This window comes from Pseudomonas frederiksbergensis (genome assembly GCF_003732665.1).
GTDB classification, from domain to species: Bacteria; Pseudomonadota; Gammaproteobacteria; order Pseudomonadales; family Pseudomonadaceae; genus Aquipseudomonas; species Aquipseudomonas frederiksbergensis_G.
The window spans coordinates 258,444-281,189 of record NZ_MOBP01000006.1 but is presented as its reverse complement, the minus strand read 5'-3'; the positions used below and the strand labels follow the sequence as shown (position 1 = coordinate 281,189).

Annotated in this window: 21 protein-coding genes; 11 read left to right on the top strand and 10 right to left on the bottom strand. The window is 60.0% G+C overall.

Translation table 11 applies throughout. The annotated features are described in order from the left end of the window. Window positions 1-234: 234 nt before the first annotated feature. The 5 genes from BK665_RS11215 to BK665_RS11190 all read left to right on the top strand — a co-directional run bounded on the left by BK665_RS11215 (window position 235) and on the right by BK665_RS11190 (window position 4,298). A complete protein-coding gene (locus tag BK665_RS11215) occupies window positions 235-1,203 on the top strand; it encodes a LysR family transcriptional regulator (RefSeq protein ID WP_123405442.1) in 969 nt (322 codons plus the stop codon). Window positions 1,204-1,537: 334 nt separating this feature from the next. Continuing rightward, on the top strand, window positions 1,538-1,801 hold the full coding sequence (locus BK665_RS11210; protein WP_123405440.1) for a DUF6124 family protein: 264 nt from the start codon (window positions 1,538-1,540) through the stop codon (window positions 1,799-1,801). Between the two features lie 240 nt (window positions 1,802-2,041). Then, entirely contained in the window at window positions 2,042-2,473 is a 432-nt protein-coding gene (locus BK665_RS11205; RefSeq protein ID WP_123405438.1) for a hypothetical protein, read from the top strand. A gap of 187 nt (window positions 2,474-2,660) precedes the next feature. Then, complete coding sequence (locus BK665_RS11195) at window positions 2,661-3,635, top strand: 2-hydroxyacid dehydrogenase (RefSeq protein ID WP_123405434.1); 975 nt, start codon at window positions 2,661-2,663, stop codon at window positions 3,633-3,635. A 153-nt stretch (window positions 3,636-3,788) separates the two neighbouring features. After that, the gene (locus BK665_RS11190; protein ID WP_123405432.1) at window positions 3,789-4,298 is read left to right on the top strand and encodes a DUF2165 domain-containing protein; all 510 of its coding nucleotides are present in this window, start codon (window positions 3,789-3,791) and stop codon (window positions 4,296-4,298) included. Here BK665_RS11190 and BK665_RS11185 read toward each other — a convergent pair. Beyond that, window positions 4,252-5,169, bottom strand: a complete 918-nt coding sequence (locus BK665_RS11185; protein ID WP_123405430.1) for a DMT family transporter — start codon at window positions 5,167-5,169, stop codon at window positions 4,252-4,254. The genes BK665_RS11190 and BK665_RS11185 overlap by 47 nt on opposite strands. A gap of 139 nt (window positions 5,170-5,308) precedes the next feature. On the opposite strand from BK665_RS11185, the gene BK665_RS11180 reads away from it, so the two are divergent. Continuing rightward, complete coding sequence (locus tag BK665_RS11180; RefSeq protein ID WP_123406320.1) at window positions 5,309-6,184, top strand: helix-turn-helix transcriptional regulator; 876 nt, start codon at window positions 5,309-5,311, stop codon at window positions 6,182-6,184. A 135-nt stretch (window positions 6,185-6,319) separates the two neighbouring features. Here the strand turns inward: BK665_RS11180 and BK665_RS11170 are convergent, their stop codons facing one another. From BK665_RS11170 to BK665_RS11145, 6 genes are all read right to left on the bottom strand, one after another. Then, entirely contained in the window at window positions 6,320-8,749 is a 2,430-nt protein-coding gene (locus BK665_RS11170) for a TonB-dependent siderophore receptor (protein ID WP_123405426.1), read from the bottom strand. Window positions 8,750-8,994: 245 nt separating this feature from the next. Further along, the gene (locus BK665_RS11165) at window positions 8,995-9,984 is read right to left on the bottom strand and encodes a FecR family protein (protein ID WP_123405424.1); all 990 of its coding nucleotides are present in this window, start codon (window positions 9,982-9,984) and stop codon (window positions 8,995-8,997) included. Continuing rightward, a complete protein-coding gene (locus BK665_RS11160) occupies window positions 9,981-10,547 on the bottom strand; it encodes an RNA polymerase sigma factor (RefSeq protein ID WP_375538932.1) in 567 nt (188 codons plus the stop codon). The genes BK665_RS11165 and BK665_RS11160 overlap by 4 nt, the downstream gene beginning before the upstream one ends. Next, window positions 10,544-10,867: a DUF3325 domain-containing protein gene (locus BK665_RS11155; RefSeq protein ID WP_123405420.1), complete on the bottom strand. Its 324-nt coding sequence runs from the start codon at window positions 10,865-10,867 to the stop codon at window positions 10,544-10,546. Before BK665_RS11155 ends, BK665_RS11160 begins: the two co-directional genes overlap by 4 nt. Then, window positions 10,868-12,439 carry a PepSY-associated TM helix domain-containing protein gene (locus BK665_RS11150; RefSeq protein ID WP_123405418.1) on the bottom strand — a complete coding sequence of 524 codons (1,572 nt, stop codon included), beginning with the start codon at window positions 12,437-12,439 and terminating at the stop codon, window positions 10,868-10,870. After that, entirely contained in the window at window positions 12,436-12,741 is a 306-nt protein-coding gene (locus tag BK665_RS11145; protein WP_123405416.1) for a DUF3649 domain-containing protein, read from the bottom strand. The genes BK665_RS11150 and BK665_RS11145 overlap by 4 nt, the downstream gene beginning before the upstream one ends. Before the next feature lie 178 nt (window positions 12,742-12,919). Here BK665_RS11145 and BK665_RS11140 point away from each other — a divergent pair, with 178 nt between their 5' ends. The 3 genes from BK665_RS11140 (at window position 12,920) to fecA (ending at window position 16,838) form a co-directional block, all read left to right on the top strand. Then, window positions 12,920-13,408: a sigma-70 family RNA polymerase sigma factor gene (locus BK665_RS11140; protein ID WP_123405414.1), complete on the top strand. Its 489-nt coding sequence runs from the start codon at window positions 12,920-12,922 to the stop codon at window positions 13,406-13,408. Next, window positions 13,405-14,334 (top strand): FecR domain-containing protein, encoded by a 930-nt coding sequence (locus BK665_RS11135; protein WP_123405412.1) that lies wholly within the window; start codon window positions 13,405-13,407, stop codon window positions 14,332-14,334. Before BK665_RS11140 ends, BK665_RS11135 begins: the two co-directional genes overlap by 4 nt. A 176-nt stretch (window positions 14,335-14,510) precedes the next feature. After that, a complete protein-coding gene (fecA, locus tag BK665_RS11130) occupies window positions 14,511-16,838 on the top strand; it encodes a TonB-dependent Fe(3+) dicitrate receptor FecA (protein WP_123405410.1) in 2,328 nt (775 codons plus the stop codon). A 152-nt stretch (window positions 16,839-16,990) separates the two neighbouring features. On the opposite strand, the gene BK665_RS11125 is transcribed toward fecA, so the two are convergent. From BK665_RS11125 to BK665_RS11115, 3 genes are all read right to left on the bottom strand, one after another. Then, window positions 16,991-18,637: an amidase gene (locus tag BK665_RS11125; protein ID WP_123405408.1), complete on the bottom strand. Its 1,647-nt coding sequence runs from the start codon at window positions 18,635-18,637 to the stop codon at window positions 16,991-16,993. A 178-nt stretch (window positions 18,638-18,815) separates the two neighbouring features. Next, complete coding sequence (locus tag BK665_RS11120) at window positions 18,816-19,223, bottom strand: HPF/RaiA family ribosome-associated protein (protein WP_054049780.1); 408 nt, start codon at window positions 19,221-19,223, stop codon at window positions 18,816-18,818. Window positions 19,224-19,436: 213 nt separating this feature from the next. Continuing rightward, a complete protein-coding gene (locus tag BK665_RS11115; RefSeq protein WP_123405406.1) occupies window positions 19,437-20,384 on the bottom strand; it encodes a LysR substrate-binding domain-containing protein in 948 nt (315 codons plus the stop codon). A gap of 135 nt (window positions 20,385-20,519) precedes the next feature. On the opposite strand from BK665_RS11115, the gene BK665_RS11110 reads away from it, so the two are divergent. Continuing rightward, on the top strand, window positions 20,520-21,896 hold the full coding sequence (locus BK665_RS11110; protein ID WP_123405404.1) for an L-serine ammonia-lyase: 1,377 nt from the start codon (window positions 20,520-20,522) through the stop codon (window positions 21,894-21,896). A 121-nt stretch (window positions 21,897-22,017) separates the two neighbouring features. Continuing rightward, entirely contained in the window at window positions 22,018-22,638 is a 621-nt protein-coding gene (locus BK665_RS34255) for a hypothetical protein (protein ID WP_148053213.1), read from the top strand. Window positions 22,639-22,746 lie beyond the last annotated feature (108 nt).

Here is a 22,746-nt window from a genome sequence, read left to right as displayed (position 1 = left end):
GGGTCAGGCAGCATCAATGCTGAAGGTGACGGCCCCATCGCGAGCAAGCTCGCTCCCACAGGGTTTGTGCCGTACGCCAGTTCCTGCGGTGGCGCAATTCTAGGGGGCGGCCTGAACCGCGATAAGCTGGGATTCCTGTGAATCTTTGTTACCGTTAACGCGATAATCCCTTGGTCGGGGTCACTGACCCCGTAACTTCGTGTCACAATTTGCCATCGAACCCGAGAGCACCCCATGGACACCTTGCAAAACATGCGCGCCTTCAGTTACGTGGCCGAGGCCGGCAGCTTCACCGCCGCTGCGGTGCAACTGGACACCACCACGGCCAACGTCTCGCGCGCGGTCTCCAACCTGGAAGCCCATCTGCAAACCCGTCTGCTTAACCGCACCACCCGCCGCATCGCCCTGACCGAGGCCGGCAAGCGCTATTTGCTGCGTTGCGAGCAAATCCTGGCCTACGTCGAAGAAGCCGAAGCCGAGGCCAGCGACGCCCATGCCCGCCCCGCCGGGCAGTTGAAAGTGCACACCATGACCGGCATCGGCCAGCACTTTGTGATCGATGCCATCGCCCGCTACCGCAAGACCCACCCGGACGTGACCTTCGACCTGACCATGGCCAACCGCGTGCCGGATTTGCTCGACGAGGGCTACGATGTATCCATCGTGCTCGCCAGCGAACTGGCGGACTCGGGCTTCGTCTCCCAGCGGTTGGGCATCACCTACAGCATCGTTTGCGCCTCCCCGGCTTATGTAAAAGCCAATGGCTGCGCGCAAAAACCCAGCGACTTGCTCAACCACGCCTGCCTGCGCCTGGTGAGCCCGGTGATCCCCCTGGAGAAGTGGACCTTCGACGGCCCCGAAGGCCAGGAAATGGTCACCATCAACAGCTCACCGTTTCTGGTGAACTCCGCCGATGCAATGAAAACCGCGATCACCAGCGGCATGGGCGTGGGTGTGCTGCCGGTGTACGCGGCGATTGAAGGGCTGCGCAATGGCACCCTGGTGCGGATGATGCCGAACTACCGCTCGCAAGAGCTGAACCTGTACGCGATCTACCCTTCGCGCCAGTACCTGGATGCGAAGATCAAGACCTGGGTCGAGTACCTGCGCGGGTCGTTGCCGGAGATTCTGGCGGCGCATCAGGCAGAACTGACGGCCTATGAATTGAGCGGGAGCCTGGCCGGGGCGCGGTTGGCGAATTGACCTACGGACGGTCCTACAAACTGCAGATTTTCGAGGACGTTTCCGACGTGTTTTGACGGTTGTTGTGTGGGAAAGGAAATGGATAGGCTTTGAAGGTCACTGACGCATCAGTGACCGGGTCTGGAAAACCCGGATCGATACCTCACCACAGCACATGGCATACTGCGGCGCTTTTTTCTGCCTGCAATGTTATGGCGGCTGTGCGCGGGAGACCTTCGGGTCTGCCGGGTTTTGGTGAGGTTGACCGGTTTTTCCAGTCCGCGCACGGCTGCCACCCTTCGTCTGGAAAACGAAAGTGGCAGCTCCATTAACCTCGCTATGGAGTATCGCCCTCATGTTCAAGCCAACACCAAATCCCCCTCACACCCCCAGCCACTTGTTCCAGGTTGTCCCCAACGCCACCTCCGAAACCTTATTGGTCTACGCCAGCGAATCCCTCGCCTCGGCCAGCGTCATGGCCAGTGACTTCGCCGGATTTGTGGAAGGCACCCACCGCAACACCCTGCTCGGCATCCAGCAAGTCATCATGCTGGCCGAACTGTCGGTGAACCGAGCGCTGGACAACATCGAACTGCCTGAATCTTCACCACAAAGCTAACCCCTGTGAAGCTTCCCCCTGTGGGAGCGGGCTTGCTCGCGAAAGCAATTTCACATTCAACATTAGTGTCGACTGACACTCCGCTTTCGCGAGCAAGCCCGCTCCCACAGTTTTGATCTGGTGTAGATCGCATCTTTTGGGGGTCGTCAACTGTCAACTCTGACAGTTTACGACGCTCATCATCATGGTTATGTTCTGCGCAATTCAGACGCCAAGGTGGTCACTGTGCACGCTATAAACTTGAATGAAGAAACCAGCACCGCACTGGGTACAGTGATCGCCATTATTCAAGGACATGGTTTCTTCAAAGGCAGCGTCACAGCCTTCACCACGAACAATCTGCTGGTCGGCGTTAACGCCTCACACTTTGACGCCGACACCAGCACCATGAATTTTTTCTATTTGAACTTCCCGATCAATATTCAAAACAAGCGATATGCGTTTGTTGACGGCGGCCCAGTCAATCCGCCTGTTTTTCGCCAACTGAAGAATGGCGCCGAAGTCATCCACACGCCGAAAAGCAATACCGGGCACATCACATTCGATTTTAATCAGGCGGAAGGTACGCTGGGCGCAACGTTCAACTTCACCTTCATCGACAGCATCAGCAGCAAAGAACTCATGTTTACCGGTGAGATAAAGGCTGAAGGCATGGAGTTTCTAAAGCGCTAACAAACCCTGTGGGAGCGGGCTTGCTCGCGAAGGCTATTTCACAGCCAGCAGTAATGGTGACTGACACACCGCTTTCGCGAGCAAGCCCGCTCCCACAATGGAGTGGTGCACACCCGGGACCTCGCACTACACCTGAGAAGAATGTTAGCGTGCTTAGCATTCACCATCGCCCGCCGAGCCGCTTCCCATGAAAAAAACCGTCCTCGCCTTCAGCCGTGTCACCCCGCAAATGATCGAGCGTCTGAAGCAAGACTTCGACGTGATCGTGCCAAACCCGAAAAACGGCGACATCAACGCCCAGTTCAACGAAGCCCTGCCCCACGCCCACGGCTTGATCGGTGTCGGGCGCAAACTCGGCCGTGCGCAGTTGGAAAGCGCCGCCAAACTGGAAGTGGTGTCCAGCGTTTCGGTGGGTTACGACAACTACGACGTCGCCTATTTCAACGAACGCGGGATCATGCTCACCAACACCCCGGACGTGCTCACCGAAAGTACCGCCGACCTGGCCTTCGCCCTGCTGATGAGCAGCGCCCGCCGCGTGGCGGAACTCGACGCGTGGACCAAGGCCGGCCAGTGGCAAGCGACCGTCGGCGCGCCGTTGTTCGGCTGCGATGTGCATGGCAAGACCCTGGGCATCGTCGGCATGGGCAACATCGGCGCCGCCATCGCCCGCCGTGGCCGGTTGGGTTTCAACATGCCGGTTATCTACAGCGGCAACAGCCGCAAGACCGAGCTGGAACAGGAACTCGGCGCGCAGTTTCGCAGCCTCGACCAGTTGCTGGCCGAAGCCGATTTCGTCTGCCTGGTGGTGCCGCTCAGTGACAAGACTCGTCACCTGATCAGCCATCGCGAACTGGCGCTGATGAAGCCGAGCGCGATCCTGGTGAACATCGCACGCGGCCCGGTGGTGGATGAGCCGGCGCTGATCGAGGCGCTGCAAAGCAACCGTATTCGCGGCGCCGGCCTGGATGTCTACGAGAAGGAACCGCTGGCCGAGTCGCCGCTGTTTCAGTTGAAAAACGCCGTGACACTCCCGCACATCGGCTCTGCCACCGATGAAACCCGCGAAGCCATGGCCAACCGCGCCCTGGCTAACTTGCGCAGTGCGTTGCTCGGTGAGCGCCCACAAGACCTGGTGAACCCACAAGTTTGGAAAGTTTGAAAAAAAGCGGGCAAGTGCATTAAACACTTGCCCGTTATTTATTAACTTCGCTACACACCTTGCAATTCAGTCCAACGCCACAAAAGTTACCCACGCTATAGACTCCGCGTCATTCACTCGACTACCGAGTCATGGCGACGGAGAGCCCATCCATTGAATAACCTGAGCACTAACCAACTTATCCGATACAGCAAAATCATACTCATGGCGTACTTCAGTTTTTTCGGATTGCTGGTGATGTACAGCAACCTCATCGACTACAGTTCCAACCATGAATACGTCAGCCATATCCTGAGCATGGACACCACCCGCGAGAACCTCAACATCAACTATCGGGCCATTACTTCGCCGATACTGCATCACCGCATCTACTGGTTCATCATTACCATGGAAGTTATTTATACCGCCTGTTGCCTGATGGGAACCTATCAACTCTTCAAATACCGACATGCCGGCGTTGATGAATTTCACGAGTCCAAAAAATTATCCATTGTCGGCCTGTTGATCGCGATCTTTGTTTATTACGTTTGCATCCAGGTTATCGGTGTTGAATGGTTCGACATGGACGAATCGAAACTGTGGAATGCCAAGGATTGGGCGCGGCATGCGGTCGATTTTATCGTGCCGTTATTGATTTTCCTGACACTGAAGATTGAACGCTGAGTACCTTCGGTTTACGAAATACCAACACGTTACCGAGCATCACCAACACCAGGCCCACCAGCGCCGGCGCGGTCCATTGGTAGCCTTCAGCGAATGCCGAGACATTCAGCGCCACCACCGGGAACAACACCGTGCAATACGCCGCACGCTCCGGGCCCATGCGCCCGACCAGGGTCAGGTAAGCGGTGAAGCCGATCACCGAACCGGGGATGACCAGGTACAGCAGCGAGCCGATGTAGCGGGTACTCCATTCGATATCGAACGGAATGCCCTTGACCAGGCACCACACCGACAGCATTGCCGCGCCGTAGGCCATGCCCCAGGCGTTGGTGGTCAACGGCTTGAGCCCGGCCTTCTGTTGCAGGCTCGACAGCATGTTGCCGGCCGAGAAGCACAGCGTTCCGAGCAGAGCCAAACCCAGACCGAGCAGAGTTTCCGGGCTGGCGGTGTGCCCGGCCAGTTCCGGCCAGAACAGCAAGCCAAGCCCCGACAGACCCAACGCGCCCCCCATCAACACGTTACGGGCAATTTTCTGACCGAAGAACACCCGCGCATTGAGGGCGTTCCACAGCGTGGCCGTGGAAAACACCACCGCCACCAGGCCGCTGGGGATCCATTGGCTGGCGGTCAGGAAGCACATGAAGTTGACGCAGAACAGGCATAAGCCCTGGGCCAGACAGATCAGATGCCCGCGACGGTTCATCACTTGCAGGCGTCGGCTGAGCAGCAGCAACACGAACAGCACCAGGGCGGCGAGGCCGAAGCGATAGACGATCGACACCGGGATGGCCACCACCCCCAGTTGCCATTTCAGGGCGATCCAGGTGGTGCCCCAGATCAGCACGGTCAACAGGTACAAAGACAGGTTCATGGCAAAGACTCCTCAATAGGTGCCCAGTGTCCTGCGCCGGTGACGGGCGCACTTGCATAAACTTGCGCTTTTGTCGGCCCACGGGCTGGCAGGCCGGGGTCTACGGAGTAGGATGCAAAGCGTTGGAGAGAAAACGATCATGCCCGCACTGGAAACGTTGCAAGTCTTTCAAGCCCTCAACCGCTCGCCCAATGCTCGCCTCGAGCACAGCGCCGAGCTCGGTGACGGCATGGCTGCAGCCTTGTGGAGCAACCATCACGACGCCCAGGACTACGAAGCGCCGAGCCATCACACCCTGTCCTGTTACATCGCTGGCGGCACCGGGACCTTTCGCCGCGACCAGCCCGGCACCAAGGGCGGCCCGGACAAACTGTGCATCCTGCCCGCCGAGCATCAATCCGGCTGGGTGATCAACGGCGACATTCGCCTGGCCCACCTGTATTTCAGCCCCGAACAATTCGCCCTCGGCTGCGTCACGTTGCTGGACCGTGAACCGCGCGAATTGCAATTGCGTGAGGGCACCTTCCTCGACGACCCGCAACAGGCGCGGCGCTTTCGGCAGATGCTCACGCTCAATTGGGAAGAACCCGGTGAACGCGTGCTGACCAGCAGCCTGGCCCACGAAATGCTCAGCCACGCGCTGCTCAGCCAGGTCGGCATGCGCGAGGGGTTACGGCTCAAGGGTGGACTGGCGGCGCATCAGCGCCGGCAGTTGGTGGAGTTCATCGACAATCAACTCGCCGACGCCATCAGCCTGGGGCAACTGGCCGGGTTGTGTGCGCTGTCGGAATATCACTTTGCGCGGATGTTCCGCGAGAGTTTCGGCTTGCCGCCGCATCAGTATGTGCTGGCGCGGCGTATGAGCCGGGCGCGGGAGTTGTTGCGCTCGACTTCCCAGCCGTTGGGGGAGATTGCGTTAGCGTGTGGGTTTGCCAGTGCGAGTCATTTCACCAATCGGTTTCGGCAGGTTTTAGGCGGGACGCCCGGTGAATATCGGTTGGCGTTTTTGCGTTAGATCCGCAGATTATCGGCGCCTGTCGGGGCCTCTTCGCGAGCAAGCCCGCTCCCACATTTGATCGCATTCTCATGAAGGAACGCGATCCCCTGTGGGAGCGGGCTTGCCCGCGAAGAACGATGACGCGGTGCCTGATCAGAACTCCAATGTGCTGGACAGCGACACCTGCCGCGAATCCCCCATCGACACAAAGAACCGGCTCGCCGCCGAGGTGTAGTAGGTGCGGTCGAACAGGTTTTTCACGTTGAGCTGAAACTTGACCTTCTGCCCTTCGACCTTGGTGTCGTAGGTAGCGAAGGCGTCAGCCACGGTGTAGCCCGGCAGGTCGAAATCATTCGGTGCATCCCCCGCCCGCTCACCCACGTAACGCGCACCGGCGCCGACCCGCAACTGATCGCCGCCGACGATGGTGCCGAAGTCGTAGACCGCCGACAGCGATCCCGTATTTTTCGCCACGTTCTGCAAGCGCTTGCCTTTGTAATCCGGGTCTTCGGTGACTTCGGCGTCGGTGTAGGCGTAGCTGCCGATCATGCTCCAACGGTCGGTGAGCTGGCCGGTCAGGTCGATTTCCAAACCACGGGAACGCACTTCACCGGCAGCGCTGTAGATCGTGGTCGGGCCTTCGGCGTTGGCGATCAGCACGTTGCGTTTCTTGATGTCGAACAGCGCGATATCACCGGTAATGCGCCCCGGCATGTCGAGCCTGGCGCCGATTTCCCAGGACTTGGCTTCTTCCGGCGCGATGCTGCCGTCGAGCACCACGGTGCTGCCGCTCAACGGCGCGATGGTCGAGTTGGGTTTGAACGATTCGGTGTAGCTGCCGTAGAACGACAGTTCATCGGTGTAGCGATACACCAGGCCGGCGCGGGGCACGAATTTCTGGCCGTTGTTGTCGGTGTTGGCCCGGAACGGCACGCCTTTGCCGGCGTACTGGTCGTACTCCTGGAAGCGTCCGCCCGCGACAAAGATCCACTGGTCGGTGAGGTGAATCGAGTCCTGGGCGAAGATCGAATCGCTGCGCAGTTCATCAGTCTGGGCACTGTCGGGCGCGCTGACGGTGGTGCCGGCGACTTCGCGGCCATACACCGGATTGACGTAGCTGAAGGTGCTCAGGCTTTTCTGGCGGATCAGGTCTTCGCGGTAGATCTTGCGGTACTCGTCATCGACGCCGAACACCAGGTCGTGCTGCATGCCCAACACGTTCACTTTGCCTTCGAGGCTGGCGGTGGTGAAGCGGTCAGTGCTGATCGCGTTTTGCGTGCCGTCCATGCTGCGGGTCAGGGTGCCGTTCTTGGTGTTGATCGCAGTGACGCGAACCTGGCTGGCGTCGTAGGTCTCGCGGTTCCAGCTATAGCCGAAGCGGGCTTTCCAGTTGTCATTGAGGTCGTGATCGGCCTCGAAGTGATACAGGTCCGAGCGCCCTTCCATGTTGTTGAACGGCTCGTCGAGGCGCTCGTTGCGCGAGATATCCAACGGGTGGTTGGTGCGCGGATCAATGATCGTGCCACGGTCGAACGGCGTCAGGAATTCCCGGTGCTCGTAGGAGAACAGCAGCTTGGTGCTCTCGCCGAACCAGGCCAGGGACGGCGCCACCAGGGTTTCGCGGTGGGTGCCGAAATTGCGCCAGTAATCTTCGTCTTCGTGGTCCAGGACCATGCGATAGGCCAGCCCGGAATCGCCGAGCGCGCCGGTGCTGTCGAGGCCGCCGCCGCTGCCATTCTTGCCGTCGCCGTAGGTCGAGCCGCGCAGGGTCAGGGCGTTGTATTGGGTCTGTTCGGGCTTCTTGCTGACCATGTTGACCACGCCGCCCGGGTCTTGGATGCCGTAGAGCAACGAGGCCGGGCCCTTGAGCACTTCGACGCGATCGACGGTGGCGTTCATGCCCCGGCCCTGCACGATCGGCATACCGTCGCGCATGATCGAGCCGTTGCGGTTGTCGCCGAAACCCCGGGTCATCACCGAATCCTGGGTGCTGGCCAGGGTGTTGCCCTGGGTGATGCCGCTGACGTTGGCCAGGGCATCATCGAGATTGCGTGGTGCCTGGTCGCGAATGACCTGGGCCGGGATCACGTTGATGGTTTGCGGGGTTTCCTGGAGCAGCGCCGAGCTGCGCATCACATTGCTGGTCGGCGGTGGCTGGTAGCTTTGGGTTTGGTCCAGCACCGAGGTGATGGTGGTCGCGCCCAGGTTCAGGGTGCCTTCGGTGGGCACGGGCTCCAGCGCCAGGGTGTGGGCGTCAGTGCGACGGAAGGTGAAGCCCGAACCGCTGAGCAATCGCTGCAGCGCCTGTTCCGCGCTCATCTGTCCATTAAGCGCCGGAGCATTGAGGCCGTAGGGCGCTTCGTCGGTGTAGACCACGCTGGTGCCGGTGATGCGGCTGAAGTCGCTCAGGGCTTGGGGCAGCGGTTTGGCGGCCAGGGCAAAGTTGAATGGCGTGCGCTGTTGTGTGTTGGCGGTTTCAGCGGCGATCGCCACGCTCAGCGGCAGCAACGCCAATGCCGAAAAACTCAGCGCCGAGGCGCCGAACCATTGTTTGACCGAACCCGATTTTGCCCTGGACTTCATTGCTCATGACCTGTGTAGAAACGCAGCGGGATGCGAATGACTCGCAGTTTCAGTCACTACACGGATGGGGGTTGGGTTTACCTCACTAAAATTTTGAAATTATTTTTATTTCGAGTGATGGGCTGTCGGGTCTGGCGCCTTCGCGAGCAAGCCCGCTCCCACAGGGGATGCGTGTTTACCCCAAAAATGTGCGTCAACAATGACCCAATGTGGGAGCGGGCTTGCTCGCGAAGAGGCCAGACGCCTCACCGCAAAATAATCAAATGCCCCATAACGCTCTGTTGCTCAAACCCCATCACCCCTTGCAACGAACTCAACACCGCCTGCGGATCCTTGCTCGGAAAACTCCCGCTGACCCGCCGCGCCGCCAGTTCATCGTTGAGCAGCAAGATCCGCCCCGGGAAATAGCGGCGCAAATCCTCCACCACTTCCGCCAGGCTCGCCTTGTAGTAATTGAGCCAACCCTGGCGCCAGGCCAGTTGCGCTTCGCTGTCCACGGCGTGCAGTTTTTCCGCCGTGCCTTTGCCGTACGCGACTTGCTGGCCGGCGGTGAGGATTTGTTGTTCGGCATTGCGATCCGCCGTCACCCCGACCCGCCCGGACAGCACCGTCACTTGCGCGCCATGGGGTTGCAGGCGAACTTCGAATTGCGTGCCCAGCACCCGCGCCTGGCCTTTTTCGGCCTCGACCACAAACGGTTCGCCGGTGTGGGTCACGCTGAAAAACCCCGCGCCGCGACGTAGCTGCACATGCCGTTCGCCGTGGCTGAAATCCACGGCAATCGCGCTGTCGGCATCCAACGTCACTTGTGATTGATCCGCCAGGGTCACCGTACGGATTTGCCCCGGCGCCGACACATAATCCGCGCCCAGATCATCGGCCCAGCGCAACGGCTGCCACCCCGCACCGAGGCCGACCATCAGCAACAGGCACGCGGCTATCGCCAACGCGCCGGACCAGCGCCGCACGCCGGAGCGCTTCGAACGATCCATGGCATTGAGGTAACCCTGCAGCGCAAACGCCTCTTCATCGGCCAATGTCCGCGCCGGCACTTCACTCAATTCCCACACCACTTGCGCCTGGGCGTAGGCCTCGGCATGCGCCGGGTCCGCTTGCAGCCAGTGACTGAAGGTGAGCTGATCGCCACTGCTGGGCTGATCGTGCAACAGGCTCAGCCAGGCGAAAGCGGCCTGTTCCTGGGCGGGCGTCGGGGTGACGCGTTGGGCGTGGTTCACGGTGCTTTCCTTGGCGTGCGCGGTTCGGGTTCCCGCAGGCTGGCCTTGCAGGCGTCGAGGGCGCGCATCATATGTTTTTCCACGGCGCTTTGGGACAAACCTATGGCCTTGGCGATCTCGGCGTACTTGCGGCCATGAATGCGGTTGAGCAGGAAAATCTGCCGCGTGCGCTCGGGCAAGGCGCGTAACGCCGCTTCGACATGGCGCAAATCGTTGCCGGCCTCCAGCGCTGCTTGCGGTTCGCTGCCCTGGCTGTCCGGCGCGTCCGGCATCCAGCCTTCATTGACCCGCACCCGCGTGCCTTCGCTGCGCAAATGGTCGATGGCGATGTTGCCGGCGCAACGCAGCAGATAAGTGCTCAATTCTTCCACCTGAACCAGCGGTCGACGCCAGAAGCGCAGAAACAAATCCTGCACCAGATCCGCCGCCGTCGCCCGGCAACCGACGCGGCGATTCACCAGCGCTTCCATCTGCGAACGCTGGGACAAAAACACCTGGAGAAAATGCGCGCGGGCGCCACGATGTTCGTCATCGTGGGATTCCGGAGGGCTGGCGATCATCAGCTCAGCACCGCGCAAACAGGGCTGGCCAGCAGGCCCAGCGCCGCTAATGACAACGCCAGGCGCGGGCGATACGGCAGCAACAACACCAGCAACAATGCGCTGGACATCAACACCGCGAACCACTCCACCAGGCCCAGGCCCCAACCGGTCGCGGACACCGCTGCCCACAGGGACAGGGCCAGTAGCAGCCAGCCGCCGAGATTCATATTACGTCGGCGCCTGGCCGAGGGTTTACGCCCCAGCAGGTCGGCGTGATGCCGGTCCATCGACAGGCACAACGCGGCGAAACCGCCGTAGCAGAGCAACAGGGCCAGCAGCATTCAGGTCGCCTCGCGCTCAAGGGAAATGGGGCGGCGGGTGACCACTGCAACGTTCTCCACGCCGCGCATTTTCCAGGCAGCCCACGCCAGGAACAGGCCACTGCCCAGGCACGTCAGGTCGAAACCGGCCATGGCCCAATCGCCTTGGCGCAGCGACACGCCCAAGTTGTACGGCGTGGTCAGCCCATTGAGCAGCGGCACCGCGCAGAACAGCAACGCCGCCAGCGCCAATTGCTCGACCCACGCCACACGGCCACGACGAACCATCGCGTGCAGCACGCTCAGGCCCCAGACGATAAAGAAGCTGTTCACTTCCCACTCCGCCCGTTGCGCCATGCCCGCCGGCAACAACCGATTGGCCCAGAAGAACGCCGCCACGGCGATCATCAGCCCCGCCATGCTGACGATATTCAGCACTTCCACCAGCCTCAATTCGAACGGCATCACGCCGCTTTTCGCATGTTTGAGCTGACGCTTGCCGAGCCAGATCACCAATCCGGTGCCGATCATCGCCGTGCCGGCCAAGCCGCAAATGAAGTACAGCCAACGCAGCACCGGACCGGCGAAGTGGCCCATGTGCAAACCATAGAAAGCGCCGGCAATCGCCATCGGCACAGGTTGCTCCGGCGTTGCGCTGAGACGTTGGCCGGTGACGCCGTTGAACGTCACGGCGCGGCCGAAATCGTAGACCACGCTATCAGCGCTATCGCGATCCAGCACCACTGAGGCATTGGCGTCGCCAGGGTTGTTCACCGTCAGGCTGTCGACGTGCCCGCCCGACCACTGTTCGCGAGCCTGCTCCAGCAACGGGGCCAGCGGCGCCAATGGTGCGGGTTGGCCCGAGACGGCGGGCGTGTTGGCGGCCGGGAACACCTCCTCGAAAAACGCCGAGGCATTGCCTTTGTACGCAGCGAGAATGCCGGCGGGCATCACCATCGACATGAAAATCACCAGACTGCTGTAGGTGATCATCAGGTGAAACGGCAACACCAGCACGCCCACCGCGTTATGGCCGTCGAGCCAGGAACGCTGGCCCTTGCGCGGGCGAAAGGTGAAGAAGTCCTTGAAGATTTTCTTGTGGGTGATGATCCCGGTGATCAGCGCGATAAACATCAGCATCGCGGCGCCGGTGGACAGCCAGCGGCCCCAGGGGTAAGGCATTTGCAACTGGAAGTGGAAACGGTAGAAGAAGTCGCCGCCCATGGTTTCCCGGGCCTGCACTTCGGCGCCGGTGAGCGGGTCGAGGCTCTTTTTGCTGAATTGGCCGCGCTTGCCCGGTTCGGCCGGGGCTTGCTGCCAACGCACGGTCAGGCCGGGCTCGCGGGCGGTCGGCAGGTCGATCAGCCAGCGCGAGGCATTGGGAGCGTGCTGCTGTAGATAGTCTTGCGCAAGCGTCAGGCTGGCTTCGGAAGACACCGAACGCGCGGGAATTTCCGGCTGCATCCAGTGGCTGGTCTCGGCCTTGAAATACGCGAGGGTGCCGGTCAGGAAAATCGCGAACAGCAACCAGCCGAAGATCAGGCCAACCCAGGTATGCAGCCAGGCCATGGCCTGACGAAAGCCCTCTTTCATGGCTGGCCCGCCCAGAAAGCCAGACCGGACATCACGCCCAGCACCAGGCTCGGCACGATCATGCCGAGCCACGCCTGCCATGCACTGCGGCAGGCAAAGCACCAGAGCACCGCCACCAGATAAGCCAGAAACGAGGTCATCATCCCGGTGACCACCGCTTCGGCCCGGGCCATGGGCAGCAACAGGCTCAGGCTGACACTGGCCAGCGCCGCGACAACGTAACCGCCCAGCACGGCAGCCAAAACCCGCGAGGTAACCGCCAGTCGGTAGGAAACGGGGAGCGTGCTGCTTTTGCCTTTCATGGTTCGACCTTGAAACCGGGTGAGGCCCCGTGAACGTCGCGGGACCAACAAGCGCGCAATATTAATGATAAATATTCTCATACGCAAAAGAGATCCGATTGCCGGATGCGAGTTTGCACACTTACAATGCGAACAATTCTTGTTCTCCAACGTATCCGTTTGTGTCGGAGTGCTTCTGTTGCAGCCCGCCCATCCCGTCGAAGTCCTGTATCACGACCATCACAACTGGCTCACCGGTTGGTTGCGGCGCAAGCTCGGCTGCCCGGACAGCGCCGCCGACCTGGCCCAGGACACCTTCATCCGGATACTGACCGCGAGAGAAACACCGCAGATTATTGAGCCCCGGGCGTTCCTCACCACCATCGCCAAGCGCGTGTTGTTCAACCATTACCGCCGTCAGGACCTGGAGCGCGCCTACCTCGATGCCCTGGCACAGATGCCGGAATGCGTGGCGCCATCGGAGGAGGAACGGGCGATCATCCTGCAAACCCTGATGGAACTGGACCAGTTGCTCGACGGTTTGCCACGCCTGGTCAAACGCGCCTTTTTGCTGGCCCAGGTCGATGGGCTGACGTATCCACAGATTGCCGCCGAGCTGGGTATTTCCATCGCCACGGTCAAACGGCACCTGAATAAAGCGGCGATGCGCTGCTACTTCGCCCTATGAATACGCCACCGGATTTTTCCTCCCGGGTCGCCGAGCAAGCGGTGCACTGGCTGCTGGAAATGCAGCAAGGGCCGCTGGACCCGCGCCAGCAACTCGCCTGGCAGCAATGGCACGACGGGCACAGCGAGCATCAGCGGGCGTGGGAGCATATCCAGCGGGTCAACCAGCGTTTGCGCGGTGTGTCCTCGCCATTGGCCCACGCGGCGTTGAATGCGCCGAAGTCCGGCAGTCGGCGTCAGGCGTTGAAGCTGTTGCTGCTTCTGGGCGCCGGTTCGGCGGTGACCTGGGGCATGCGCGAGCACAATCCGCTGACGCCATTGCTGGCGGACTACCGCAGCCCGGTGGGTCAGCGGCGCAAGTTGGCGTTGGGGGGAGGCAGTCAGTTGCAGCTCAATACCGCGACGGCGGTGGATGTGCAGGCTGGCGGGCTGATTCGATTACTCGAAGGCGAGATCTTGCTGACCGCCGCCCAGGCCTTTGAGGTGCGCACGGCTCAGGGCCTGTTGAAAACCCAGGGCGCCAAGATGAACGTGCGGCAGTTTGCCGATCGGACCCAGGTGGCGGTGTTTGAAGGGCGGGTCGAATTGACGCCCGATGGCGGATCGTCGCTGCTGCTGCAAAGTGCGCAGCAGATGAGTTTTGGCCCCCGGGGTGTCGGCAGCACCCAGTCATTGGATGCCAATAGCGGCGCCTGGGTCGACGGCATGCTGGTGGCGGCGCATATGCGCCTTGGGGATTTCCTTGATGAACTGGGTCGATACCGTCGCGGGCAGCTTCATTGCGATGCGAAGGTGGCGGATTTGCTGATCTCCGGGACCTATCCGCTGGATGACAGCGAGCGGATTCTCGATCTGTTGGAGATCAGTCTGCCAGTGAAGGTGAGACGGTTTACGCGGTATTGGGTGAGCGTGGAGGCGAAGGCCTAACAGCAAGATCAAGAGATCGCAGCCTTCGGCAGCTCCTACATGGGTTCGGTGTACATCCCGTAGGAGCTGCCGAAGGCTGCGATCTCTTGATCTTAAAAATAAATGAGCCGTTTTTCAGATCTGGCGTGACAGAGAAGGAAAGCCCCCTTGATTCCACCTTCTCAGGATCGTCGTCCATGCAACCCACCCGCCTCACCCCGCTGGCCCGCACCTTGCGCCAACTGCTGCTGGGCGCCAGCCTGAGCTTCGGCGCCGTCGCCCAAGCCGCCGACGCCAAGTCGTACCACATCGCCCCAACCTCCCTGGAAAACGCCCTCAACCAGTTCGGCCGTGAAGCCGGGGTGCTGATTTCTTTTGGCTCGCAGGTGACCAGCGGCGTGAACAGTCGTGGCCTGGAAGGCAACTACACGACCGAACAGGGTTTGAACGCGTTGCTCGAAGGCACCGGTCTGCAAGCCCGGGCCGAGAGCGACAATGCATTCAGCCTGCAACCGGCGGGCAATACCGCGCTGGAATTGGGCACTTCGACGGTGGTCGGCGACTGGCTGGGCGATGCGGCGCAGATCAACGTGTTCGAACACCCCGGCGCCCGGGACGTGATCCGCCGCGAGGAGTTCGAACGTCAGGGCGCGACCCAGGCCAAGGACGTGCTCAACCGAATCCCCGGCGTCAACGCCCCGGACAACAACGGCACCGGCAGCCATGACATGGCCTTGAACTTTGGCATTCGCGGCCTCAACCCGCGCCTGGCCTCGCGCTCAACGGTGTTGATGGACGGCATCCCGGTGCCCTTCGCGCCTTACGGTCAGCCGCAGTTGTCGTTTGCCCCGGTCAGCATGGGCAACATGGACGCGGTGGATGTTGTGCGCGGCGGCGGCGCAGTGCGCTACGGGCCGCAAAACGTCGGCGGCGTGGTCAACTTCGTGACCCGGGCCATTCCTGATCAACCAACGGTCAAGGGCGGTTTCCAGACTGAAACCAGTCCGTCCTCCAGCCACGATGGTTTCAAGACCACCGGCAACCTGCTGGCCGGTGGCACCGCCGATAACGGTCTCGGCGGCGCGTTGTTGTATTCCGGCACCCGCGGTGGCGACTGGCGCGAACACAGCGATACCGAAATCGACGACCTGATCCTCAAGGGCAAATACCAGCTCGACGAGGCCAACAGCTTCAACGCCATGGCCCAGTATTACGAAGGCAAGGCCGACATGCCGGGCGGTCTGAATGTCGCCGATTACGACGCCGACCCGTACCAATCCACGCGTCCGAAAGACCAGTTCTGGGGCCGTCGCACAATGTTCAATGTCGGCTATCGCTATCAGCAAGACCGCCGCGAATTCACCGCCAACACCTTCTTCACCAAAACCCTGCGCAGCGGTTATCTGGATCAGGGCACGTTCCTCTCGCTGTCGCCTCGCGAATATTGGGTCCGCGGCCTGGAAACCCGCTTCGCCCAAGGCTTCGATGTCGGCCCGACCAGCCATGAAGTCGGCGTCGGCTATCGCTACATCAACGAAGCCGGCCACGAGCTGCGCTATCGCGAACCCATCGGCAATAACACCTACCCGACCACCAACAGCCGCAACGACCGCGACACCCGTGGCGGCACCGAAGCCAATGCGTTCTTCGTCGACGACCGGATCGACATCGGCAAGTGGACCCTCACGCCAGGCATTCGCTACGAGATGATCGAGTCCCAGCAGACCAACAACCTGACCAACGTGAAGTACAAGGGCGACTACAACACCGCCCTGCCAGCGCTGAACGTGCTCTATCACCTGACCGACAGCTGGAACCTGTACGCCAACACCGAAGGTTCGTTCGGCAGCGTGCAGTACAGCCAGATGCCAAACCGGGTGACCAGCGGCGAAGTCAAACCGGAGAAGGCGCGGACTTGGGAACTCGGCACTCGCTACGACAACGGTGCACTGCGGGCAGAGATCGGCGCATTCCTGATCAACTTCGACAATCAATACGAAAGTAACCAGACCAACGATTCGGTGATCGCCCGCGGCGAGACCCGCCATCAGGGTATCGAGTCGAGCATCAACTACGCCCTCGATGACTTGAGCCCGGCGCTGGCGGGTTTCGATGTCTACGCCACTTACGCCTATGTGGACGCGACCATCCGCGAAGACGGGCCGAACAAGGGCAATCGTGTGCCGTTTTCCTCGAAACACAAAGGCACGATTGGGGTGGGTTATACCGAAGGCGCATGGAAACTGAATCTGGACAGCAGCTACCAGAGCGACCAGTTCGCCGACAATGCCAACACCTCAAAAGAAAGCGCCGACGGCAGCACCGGCAGAATCCCGGGCTACGTGCTGTTCAGCAGCCGTGCAGCGTATGACTTCGGGCCAAAGTTGTCGGACCTGAACGTGGCGGTGGGAGTAAAGAACATCTTCAACCACCAATACTTCACCCGCTCGTTTGATGACAACAACAAGGGCAAGTACGTGGGGGAACCGCGGACGGTTTATGTGCAGACGTCAGTGGCGTTCTGACCCTGACACGATCGTTCCCACGCTCTGTGTGGGAATGCCTCAACGGACGCTCCGCGTTCGGCTTTTGATGGGACGCGGAGCGTCCCGGGCTGCATTCCTACGCAGAGCGTGGGAACGATCAAAACAACCAGCCCCATTATCTCGGGGGTGGTTCAGTTGAATTGCTCAGACTTCGGTCCAGGGGTGGTTGCCAATGAGGCAGGAACGAGTCGCCCCTTTACCGCATGCTCGTAATCAAACGCATAGGCCTGCAACTGGCCTTCACTCCACAAGCGCCCGATAAAGATCAACGAGAACGGCTGGCCTCCCGGATACGCACCACTGGGTACGACGACGCCCGGCACGCCGGCGATATTGATGGGTGAGGAGCTTGTAGACTCTATGAAACTTTCATACACATCGCCCACTGGCTCGACCATTTGCGGGAAGACCAGTGCATCCAGGTTGTTTTCATCCATGACCTGATTAAACACCCGCAGGTAGTTTTCCCGAAGCTGGGTAAAGTCGGAAAGATCAGGTGCAATGCCTGGTTTTTTGTAGGACTGTTGCAGTATAGGCAGTTGTTCGGCGTAGTAATCGAGGGGACCACCCTTCTCGAAGAGATTGACGCCGATCTTTACCTGCAACTCATCCAGCGAATGAACAACTGCACTTTCCCCCAGGTTTTTGAGATAAAGATCCAGGTCATAGGCGTGCGCATCTGACCCTCGCGGGTCATAGCTGCCGTCGGCCGGCGCCAGACTGACAAAACCTGAGCCTGCGAACGGGTCTACCACGGCAATCGCCCCCAGAGCCTCGATTTGCGCGATGGCCTTGCGATACTGAGCCTTGGTCTGGGGCGGCAATTTTCCCAGGGTTACACTCCAGCCAGGCCCCAACAGCCCGATCCGCTTGCCTTTTAAAGCCCCGACCTGCAAACCCGACGTGTACCCACCCTGCGGGATATTGCCGAATGCAGCGGTGGTCTTGGGGTCCTCCAGGGTGTAACCCGCCAACACGTCGAGGGTCATCGCCGCATCCCGCACAGTGCGGGCAATCGGGCCAACGACATCGCGTGTGGAGCCGGCTTGAGGAATCACTCCAGAGTTCGGAACCAGACCAAAGGTCGGTTTGATGCCCACCAGACTCTGCGCACCGGCCGGGTTCTGAATGGACCCACCGGTCTCTTCCGCCAGCCCCACCACGGCAAAGTTCGCCGCAACAGCCGTCCCCGTCCCCGCAGACGAACCACCCGGAGACCAGGACCGGTTAAGCGCGTTGTAAGTCACGCCGGCCCAACTGTCATTGGCGTTAGCCGGGTTTCCAGAGAACACCGGCACATTGGTTTTCGCCAGAATGATCGCTCCGGCAGCCCTCAAGCGCTGCACGACTGCCGAATCCTTCTCGGGAATCAGATCGAAGCCTCCTGCCCTCGATGAAAGTGGCGCATAACCTGCTGTAGAAGGAAGCCCAGCCATGTCCATGGTGTCCTTCACCACAACCGGAATGCCGGCCAGCGGTCCAAGTTGCTCCCCGGCTTTACGTCGACGATCTATATCGCGGGCCTCATCAAGCGCCTTCGAGTTCATCGCCGTAAAGGCGTTGTAGTACGGGTTGAATTTTTCGATGCGGGCGAGAAATAGTCCGGTCAACTGCTCTGATGTATAGGTTCTATTGTAAAAAGCTCTTTCGATCTCAGGGATCGAAAGTTCCCGGATATCGATCTCGGCATTTGTGACGCACGGAATGCCCACGCCAAAAAATATCGCAGTAGCTACGGACGATAGGATCCGCTTCCGGTTAGTGATATTGCTTTCCATGTGACTCTCCCTGTCATATACCGCTTTTCCCTTACATCAAAAAACGTAACGCGCTCAGCAAAATTTATAGGCAATGCCTATCAGGTTTTTCGAGGGGCGAAAGTACCCACAAACAAAAACGGGCCTGCATAAGCAGACCCGTTTGTCAGTGGTGAAAAGGTAAAAACCGAATCAGTTATCAGCCGTTTTGCGCAGCCTGTTCGTTCTCGAGGAATTCGTCTTCCAGCAGCGCATCGGCTGCAACTCTCTCGAATGGCACGACCGCGGCACGTGGCTTGCCCCGCAGTTTGCCGAACAGATGTTCAAGCGCGTGTTCAAGTTTCTCGGCCGCCCCGTCGATCGCTTGTTCAAGGGTATCGGCTTTATGGGTCACGGAAATAGGCTGGTGACCTTTAGGCCGCGCCTCCAGTTGGCAGCGCATGTCATGCGGTCCGGGCTTGTCGCCGTTTTCGTCCCGCAGGTGAACCTCGACGCGGGTCAGGTCCTCTTCGTAACGTTCGAGCGTGCTCTCAATGGTAGTACGTACCCACTCCTCCAGTCGGATGCTGCTTTGAATATGGTTATCACTGTTGACTTGGATTTGCATAGTTCATCCCTTATTTCAGCTAGCTCGCGAGAGGCCGGTCGGCTGGCCCTTGGGCGTCATCACCGTGACCTCTTACTTACACAATCGGTCTGTGCGCAGAACATTTCAACCCCTAAAAAAAGATAATTTTTCAGACGCAAAAAAAGCCGGACAAGGAGCAAAGGCGCTGTTAAGGTCGGGAGTTGGGTCGATTCACTTCTTTGTCACAAATACTCACATCTGCTGCTCTGCCAGCGGATGCAAACTGCGAAAAACCCCCGCTTCCTCCACCAGCCAATCATGCACCGCACGCACGCCCGGATGGCTCAGCGCTCCCGGCGCATACAGCAACATGTAGCGTTTGTGATTCGGCACCGCCAGGCCAAACGGCACAATCAACGTCCCCCGCTCCAGCTCATCGTTGAGCAAGGTTCGCCGCGCAATCGCCACGCCCATGCCGGCGATCGCCGCCTCGATGGTCAGGTGATTGCGATTGAATGTGTGTCCGCGCCGTACGTCGGCGCCTTCGAAGCCGATGGCATTCAGGTAAAACTCCCACTCCGCGTACTCGTAGCTGCCGCGCCAGGCGGTGATGTCGTGCAGCAACGGAAAATGCATCAGGTCCGCCGGGCCGTGCAGCGGTGGGCGCCCGCGCAACAGGCTGGGAGCGCAGACCGGGAAAATTTGTTCGTCGAGCAAGGCTGTGGATAACAATCCGGGGTAACTGCCGTCATTCAGGTCGATGGCCAGGTCGAAATCGCCCTCGTGCAACGGCACGCTGCTGTCCTCGGCCACCAGTCGCAGTTGAATGTCCGGGAAACGTTGCTGCAAACGCGGCAGGCGCGGGGTTAGCCATTTGCTCAGGAACGATGGAATTGAGCGCAGGCGCAACGTCCCGCTGATCATCCCGGCGTCCAGTCGTCGCAATTCAGCGTCGATGCTGCCGTAAGCCTCGTTCACAGTGATGGCCAGTCGCTGGCCCTCAGCGCTCAATTCCACGCCGCGAGCGCGACGGTGAAACAGGCGAAAGCCCAAGCGCTCTTCCAGCTGTCGGATCTGCTGACTGACCGCACCCGGCGTAATGTGCAGTTCTTCGGCGCAACGGGTGAACGACAAGTGCCGCGCGGCACAGGAAAACACGTGCAGCCAGACGTAGGTCTGGGCATGCAATTGACGACTCATCGTTTAGTCCTGCTAAAGGCTGTAGTAGGAAGTTTCGTTGGTCACGTAGGACCGAGGTAGGCAGTATCGCCGATACTGCGCTTGTCCTACAAAAATGGCAGCGATTCCTCTTCCATTGCTTGTATAGGCTTTAGCATGGCTATCAGTGTTTTCGATCTCTTCAAAGTCGGCATCGGTCCGTCCAGCTCCCACACCGTCGGCCCGATGCGCGCCGCCGCGACCTTCGCCCAGGCCCTGATTGACCAGCATTTGCTGGCCGACGTACGGCGGGTGGAAATCCGTCTCTATGGCTCCCTGTCGGCGACCGGCGTCGGTCACGCCACCGACCGCGCCTGCGTCATGGGCCTGATGGGCGAATGGCCGGACAGCATTGATCCGACGTCTATCGATCCACGCATCCAGCGCCTGCGGGAAACCGGTGAACTGTCCCTTGCGGGCAAAACCACCATTGCCTTCAACTGGCAGCGCGATCTCCTACTGCTGGAAGAAAGCCTGCCCTACCACCCCAATGCGATGTCCCTGACAGCCTTCGGCGAAACCGGCGAGTTGTGGGAACAAACCTACTACTCGGTGGGCGGCGGTTTCATCATCGAAGCAGCCGAAGCCGAGTCCGGCATCGCGCCGACCAGCGACGTGGTGCTGCCGTACGATTTTTCCAGCGCCGCCGAATTGCTCAGGCTGTGCAACCAGCATGGCCTGCGGGTTTCCGAGTTGATGATGGCCAACGAACTGGCCTGGCGCAGTGAGGCTGAAATCCGTCAGGGCTTGCTGCATATCTGGTCGGTGATGCGCGAGTGCGTCGAGCAAGGCCTGCTGCATGAAGGCATCCTGCCTGGCGGTCTGAATGTTCCGCGTCGCGCCGCGAAATTGCACCGCAGCCTGTTGGAAATCGGCAAGCCGAATGTCATCACTTCCACGCTGTCCGCGATGGAATGGGTCAACCTGTTCGCCCTCGCCGTCAACGAAGAAAACGCCGCCGGTGGACGCATGGTCACCGCACCTACCAACGGCGCGGCGGGGATCATTCCGGCGGTGCTGCACTACTACATGAAATTCAACCCGGACGCGTCGGACGATGACGTGGTCGCGTTCTTCCTCGGCGCGGCGGCCGTGGGCATTCTCTGCAAGAAAAACGCCTCGATCTCCGGCGCCGAAGTCGGTTGCCAGGGCGAAGTCGGATCCGCCTGCGCCATGGCCGCCGCCGGTCTGGCAGATGTGCTCGGCGCCACACCGGAGCAACTGGAAAACGCCGCCGAAATCGGCCTGGAACACAACCTCGGCCTGACCTGCGATCCGGTCGGTGGCTTGGTGCAAGTGCCGTGCATCGAACGCAACGCCATCGCGGCGGTGAAGGCGATCAACGCCACACAAATGGCCCTGCGCGGCGACGGCAAACACTTCATTTCCCTGGATCGGGTCATCCGCACCATGCGCGATACCGGCGCCGACATGCAGGACAAATACAAAGAGACTTCACGGGGCGGGTTGGCGGTGAGTTGGGTGGAGTGTTGACGGCTTAGACAACTCGGGCTCGGTGTTACCACCTGTCGGAACTGGTACTTTTAACAGGTAGTCGCTTCACCGCTCGAGTTGTAGAAATGAGTTTCCATCCATGTTGATGAGGAACTGCATCATGTCAAAAGCAAAAGATAAATCCGATAACTCGACCATTCATGCAGACATGCCCGACGGTGGAGGTGATATAAGTCCAGTGATTACCGGACCCGGTGACAGAACTGTCAGTGTTGCTCGCCCAATCATTACTGGCACTTGCCATCCCGGCCGCAATGTCAGGGTGGTTTCCATAGGCCGCGAGGACGCCTTGAGTCCTGAGCAACAACCCAGCAATGGCAATTTCCGGCTGACGTTTCAACAAGATTTGCGTCCTGGACTCAACACCTTTGAAGTTCTTCAATGGCAGAGGATGCAAGCCAGTCATAGACGATCCAATGATTGGCATCTGTATCATTTGCCCGCGCCGGTTATTACCTCCCCCGTCGCAGGTGCGACGGTGGGTAGAACACCTACTATTACCGGTAATGGAGGCTATCCACGCGCAATAATCCAAGTGGTGAAGCACGGCAATCCCAACGTCATTTACGGCCAAGGCACCGTGAACAACGAAGGGATTTGGAGTGTCCCCATTACAGTCGCTTTGCCAGTGGGGGCGTTCAGCTTTACTGCCCGCCAACAACTGGATGGCAAGAACGGCATTTTATGGGCAGCCTTTGTTCCAGTAACGGTTACCGGCTAAGGGCGATGAATATCAACTATTCACTTGCTGACCGCTTCCGTTGCACCCGCAGTACTTTTGCCCTGAATCGGGCAAATCAGAAAAGGCGAACATGACCGTTCGCCTTTT

Excerpts from the sequence above, each read along its gene's own strand:
- BK665_RS11125 (WP_123405408.1), bottom strand. The coding sequence starts at position 18,637 with ATGGAAAGCAATATCACTAACCGGAAGCGGATCCTATCGTCCGTAGCT.
- BK665_RS11150 (WP_123405418.1), bottom strand. The coding sequence starts at position 12,439 with ATGAAAGAGGGCTTTCGTCAGGCCATGGCCTGGCTGCATACCTGGGTT.
- BK665_RS34255 (WP_148053213.1), top strand. The coding sequence starts at position 22,018 with ATGTCAAAAGCAAAAGATAAATCCGATAACTCGACCATTCATGCAGAC.
- BK665_RS11135 (WP_123405412.1), top strand. The coding sequence starts at position 13,405 with ATGAATACGCCACCGGATTTTTCCTCCCGGGTCGCCGAGCAAGCGGTG.
- BK665_RS11170 (WP_123405426.1), bottom strand. The coding sequence starts at position 8,749 with ATGAAGTCCAGGGCAAAATCGGGTTCGGTCAAACAATGGTTCGGCGCC.
- BK665_RS11195 (WP_123405434.1), top strand. The coding sequence starts at position 2,661 with ATGAAAAAAACCGTCCTCGCCTTCAGCCGTGTCACCCCGCAAATGATC.
- BK665_RS11115 (WP_123405406.1), bottom strand. The coding sequence starts at position 20,384 with ATGAGTCGTCAATTGCATGCCCAGACCTACGTCTGGCTGCACGTGTTT.
- BK665_RS11145 (WP_123405416.1), bottom strand. The coding sequence starts at position 12,741 with ATGAAAGGCAAAAGCAGCACGCTCCCCGTTTCCTACCGACTGGCGGTT.
- BK665_RS11215 (WP_123405442.1), top strand. The coding sequence starts at position 235 with ATGGACACCTTGCAAAACATGCGCGCCTTCAGTTACGTGGCCGAGGCC.
- fecA (WP_123405410.1), top strand. The coding sequence starts at position 14,511 with ATGCAACCCACCCGCCTCACCCCGCTGGCCCGCACCTTGCGCCAACTG.
- BK665_RS11210 (WP_123405440.1), top strand. The coding sequence starts at position 1,538 with ATGTTCAAGCCAACACCAAATCCCCCTCACACCCCCAGCCACTTGTTC.
- BK665_RS11185 (WP_123405430.1), bottom strand. The coding sequence starts at position 5,169 with ATGAACCTGTCTTTGTACCTGTTGACCGTGCTGATCTGGGGCACCACC.
- BK665_RS11120 (WP_054049780.1), bottom strand. The coding sequence starts at position 19,223 with ATGCAAATCCAAGTCAACAGTGATAACCATATTCAAAGCAGCATCCGA.
- BK665_RS11180 (WP_123406320.1), top strand. The coding sequence starts at position 5,309 with ATGCCCGCACTGGAAACGTTGCAAGTCTTTCAAGCCCTCAACCGCTCG.
- BK665_RS11110 (WP_123405404.1), top strand. The coding sequence starts at position 20,520 with ATGGCTATCAGTGTTTTCGATCTCTTCAAAGTCGGCATCGGTCCGTCC.
- BK665_RS11155 (WP_123405420.1), bottom strand. The coding sequence starts at position 10,867 with ATGCTGCTGGCCCTGTTGCTCTGCTACGGCGGTTTCGCCGCGTTGTGC.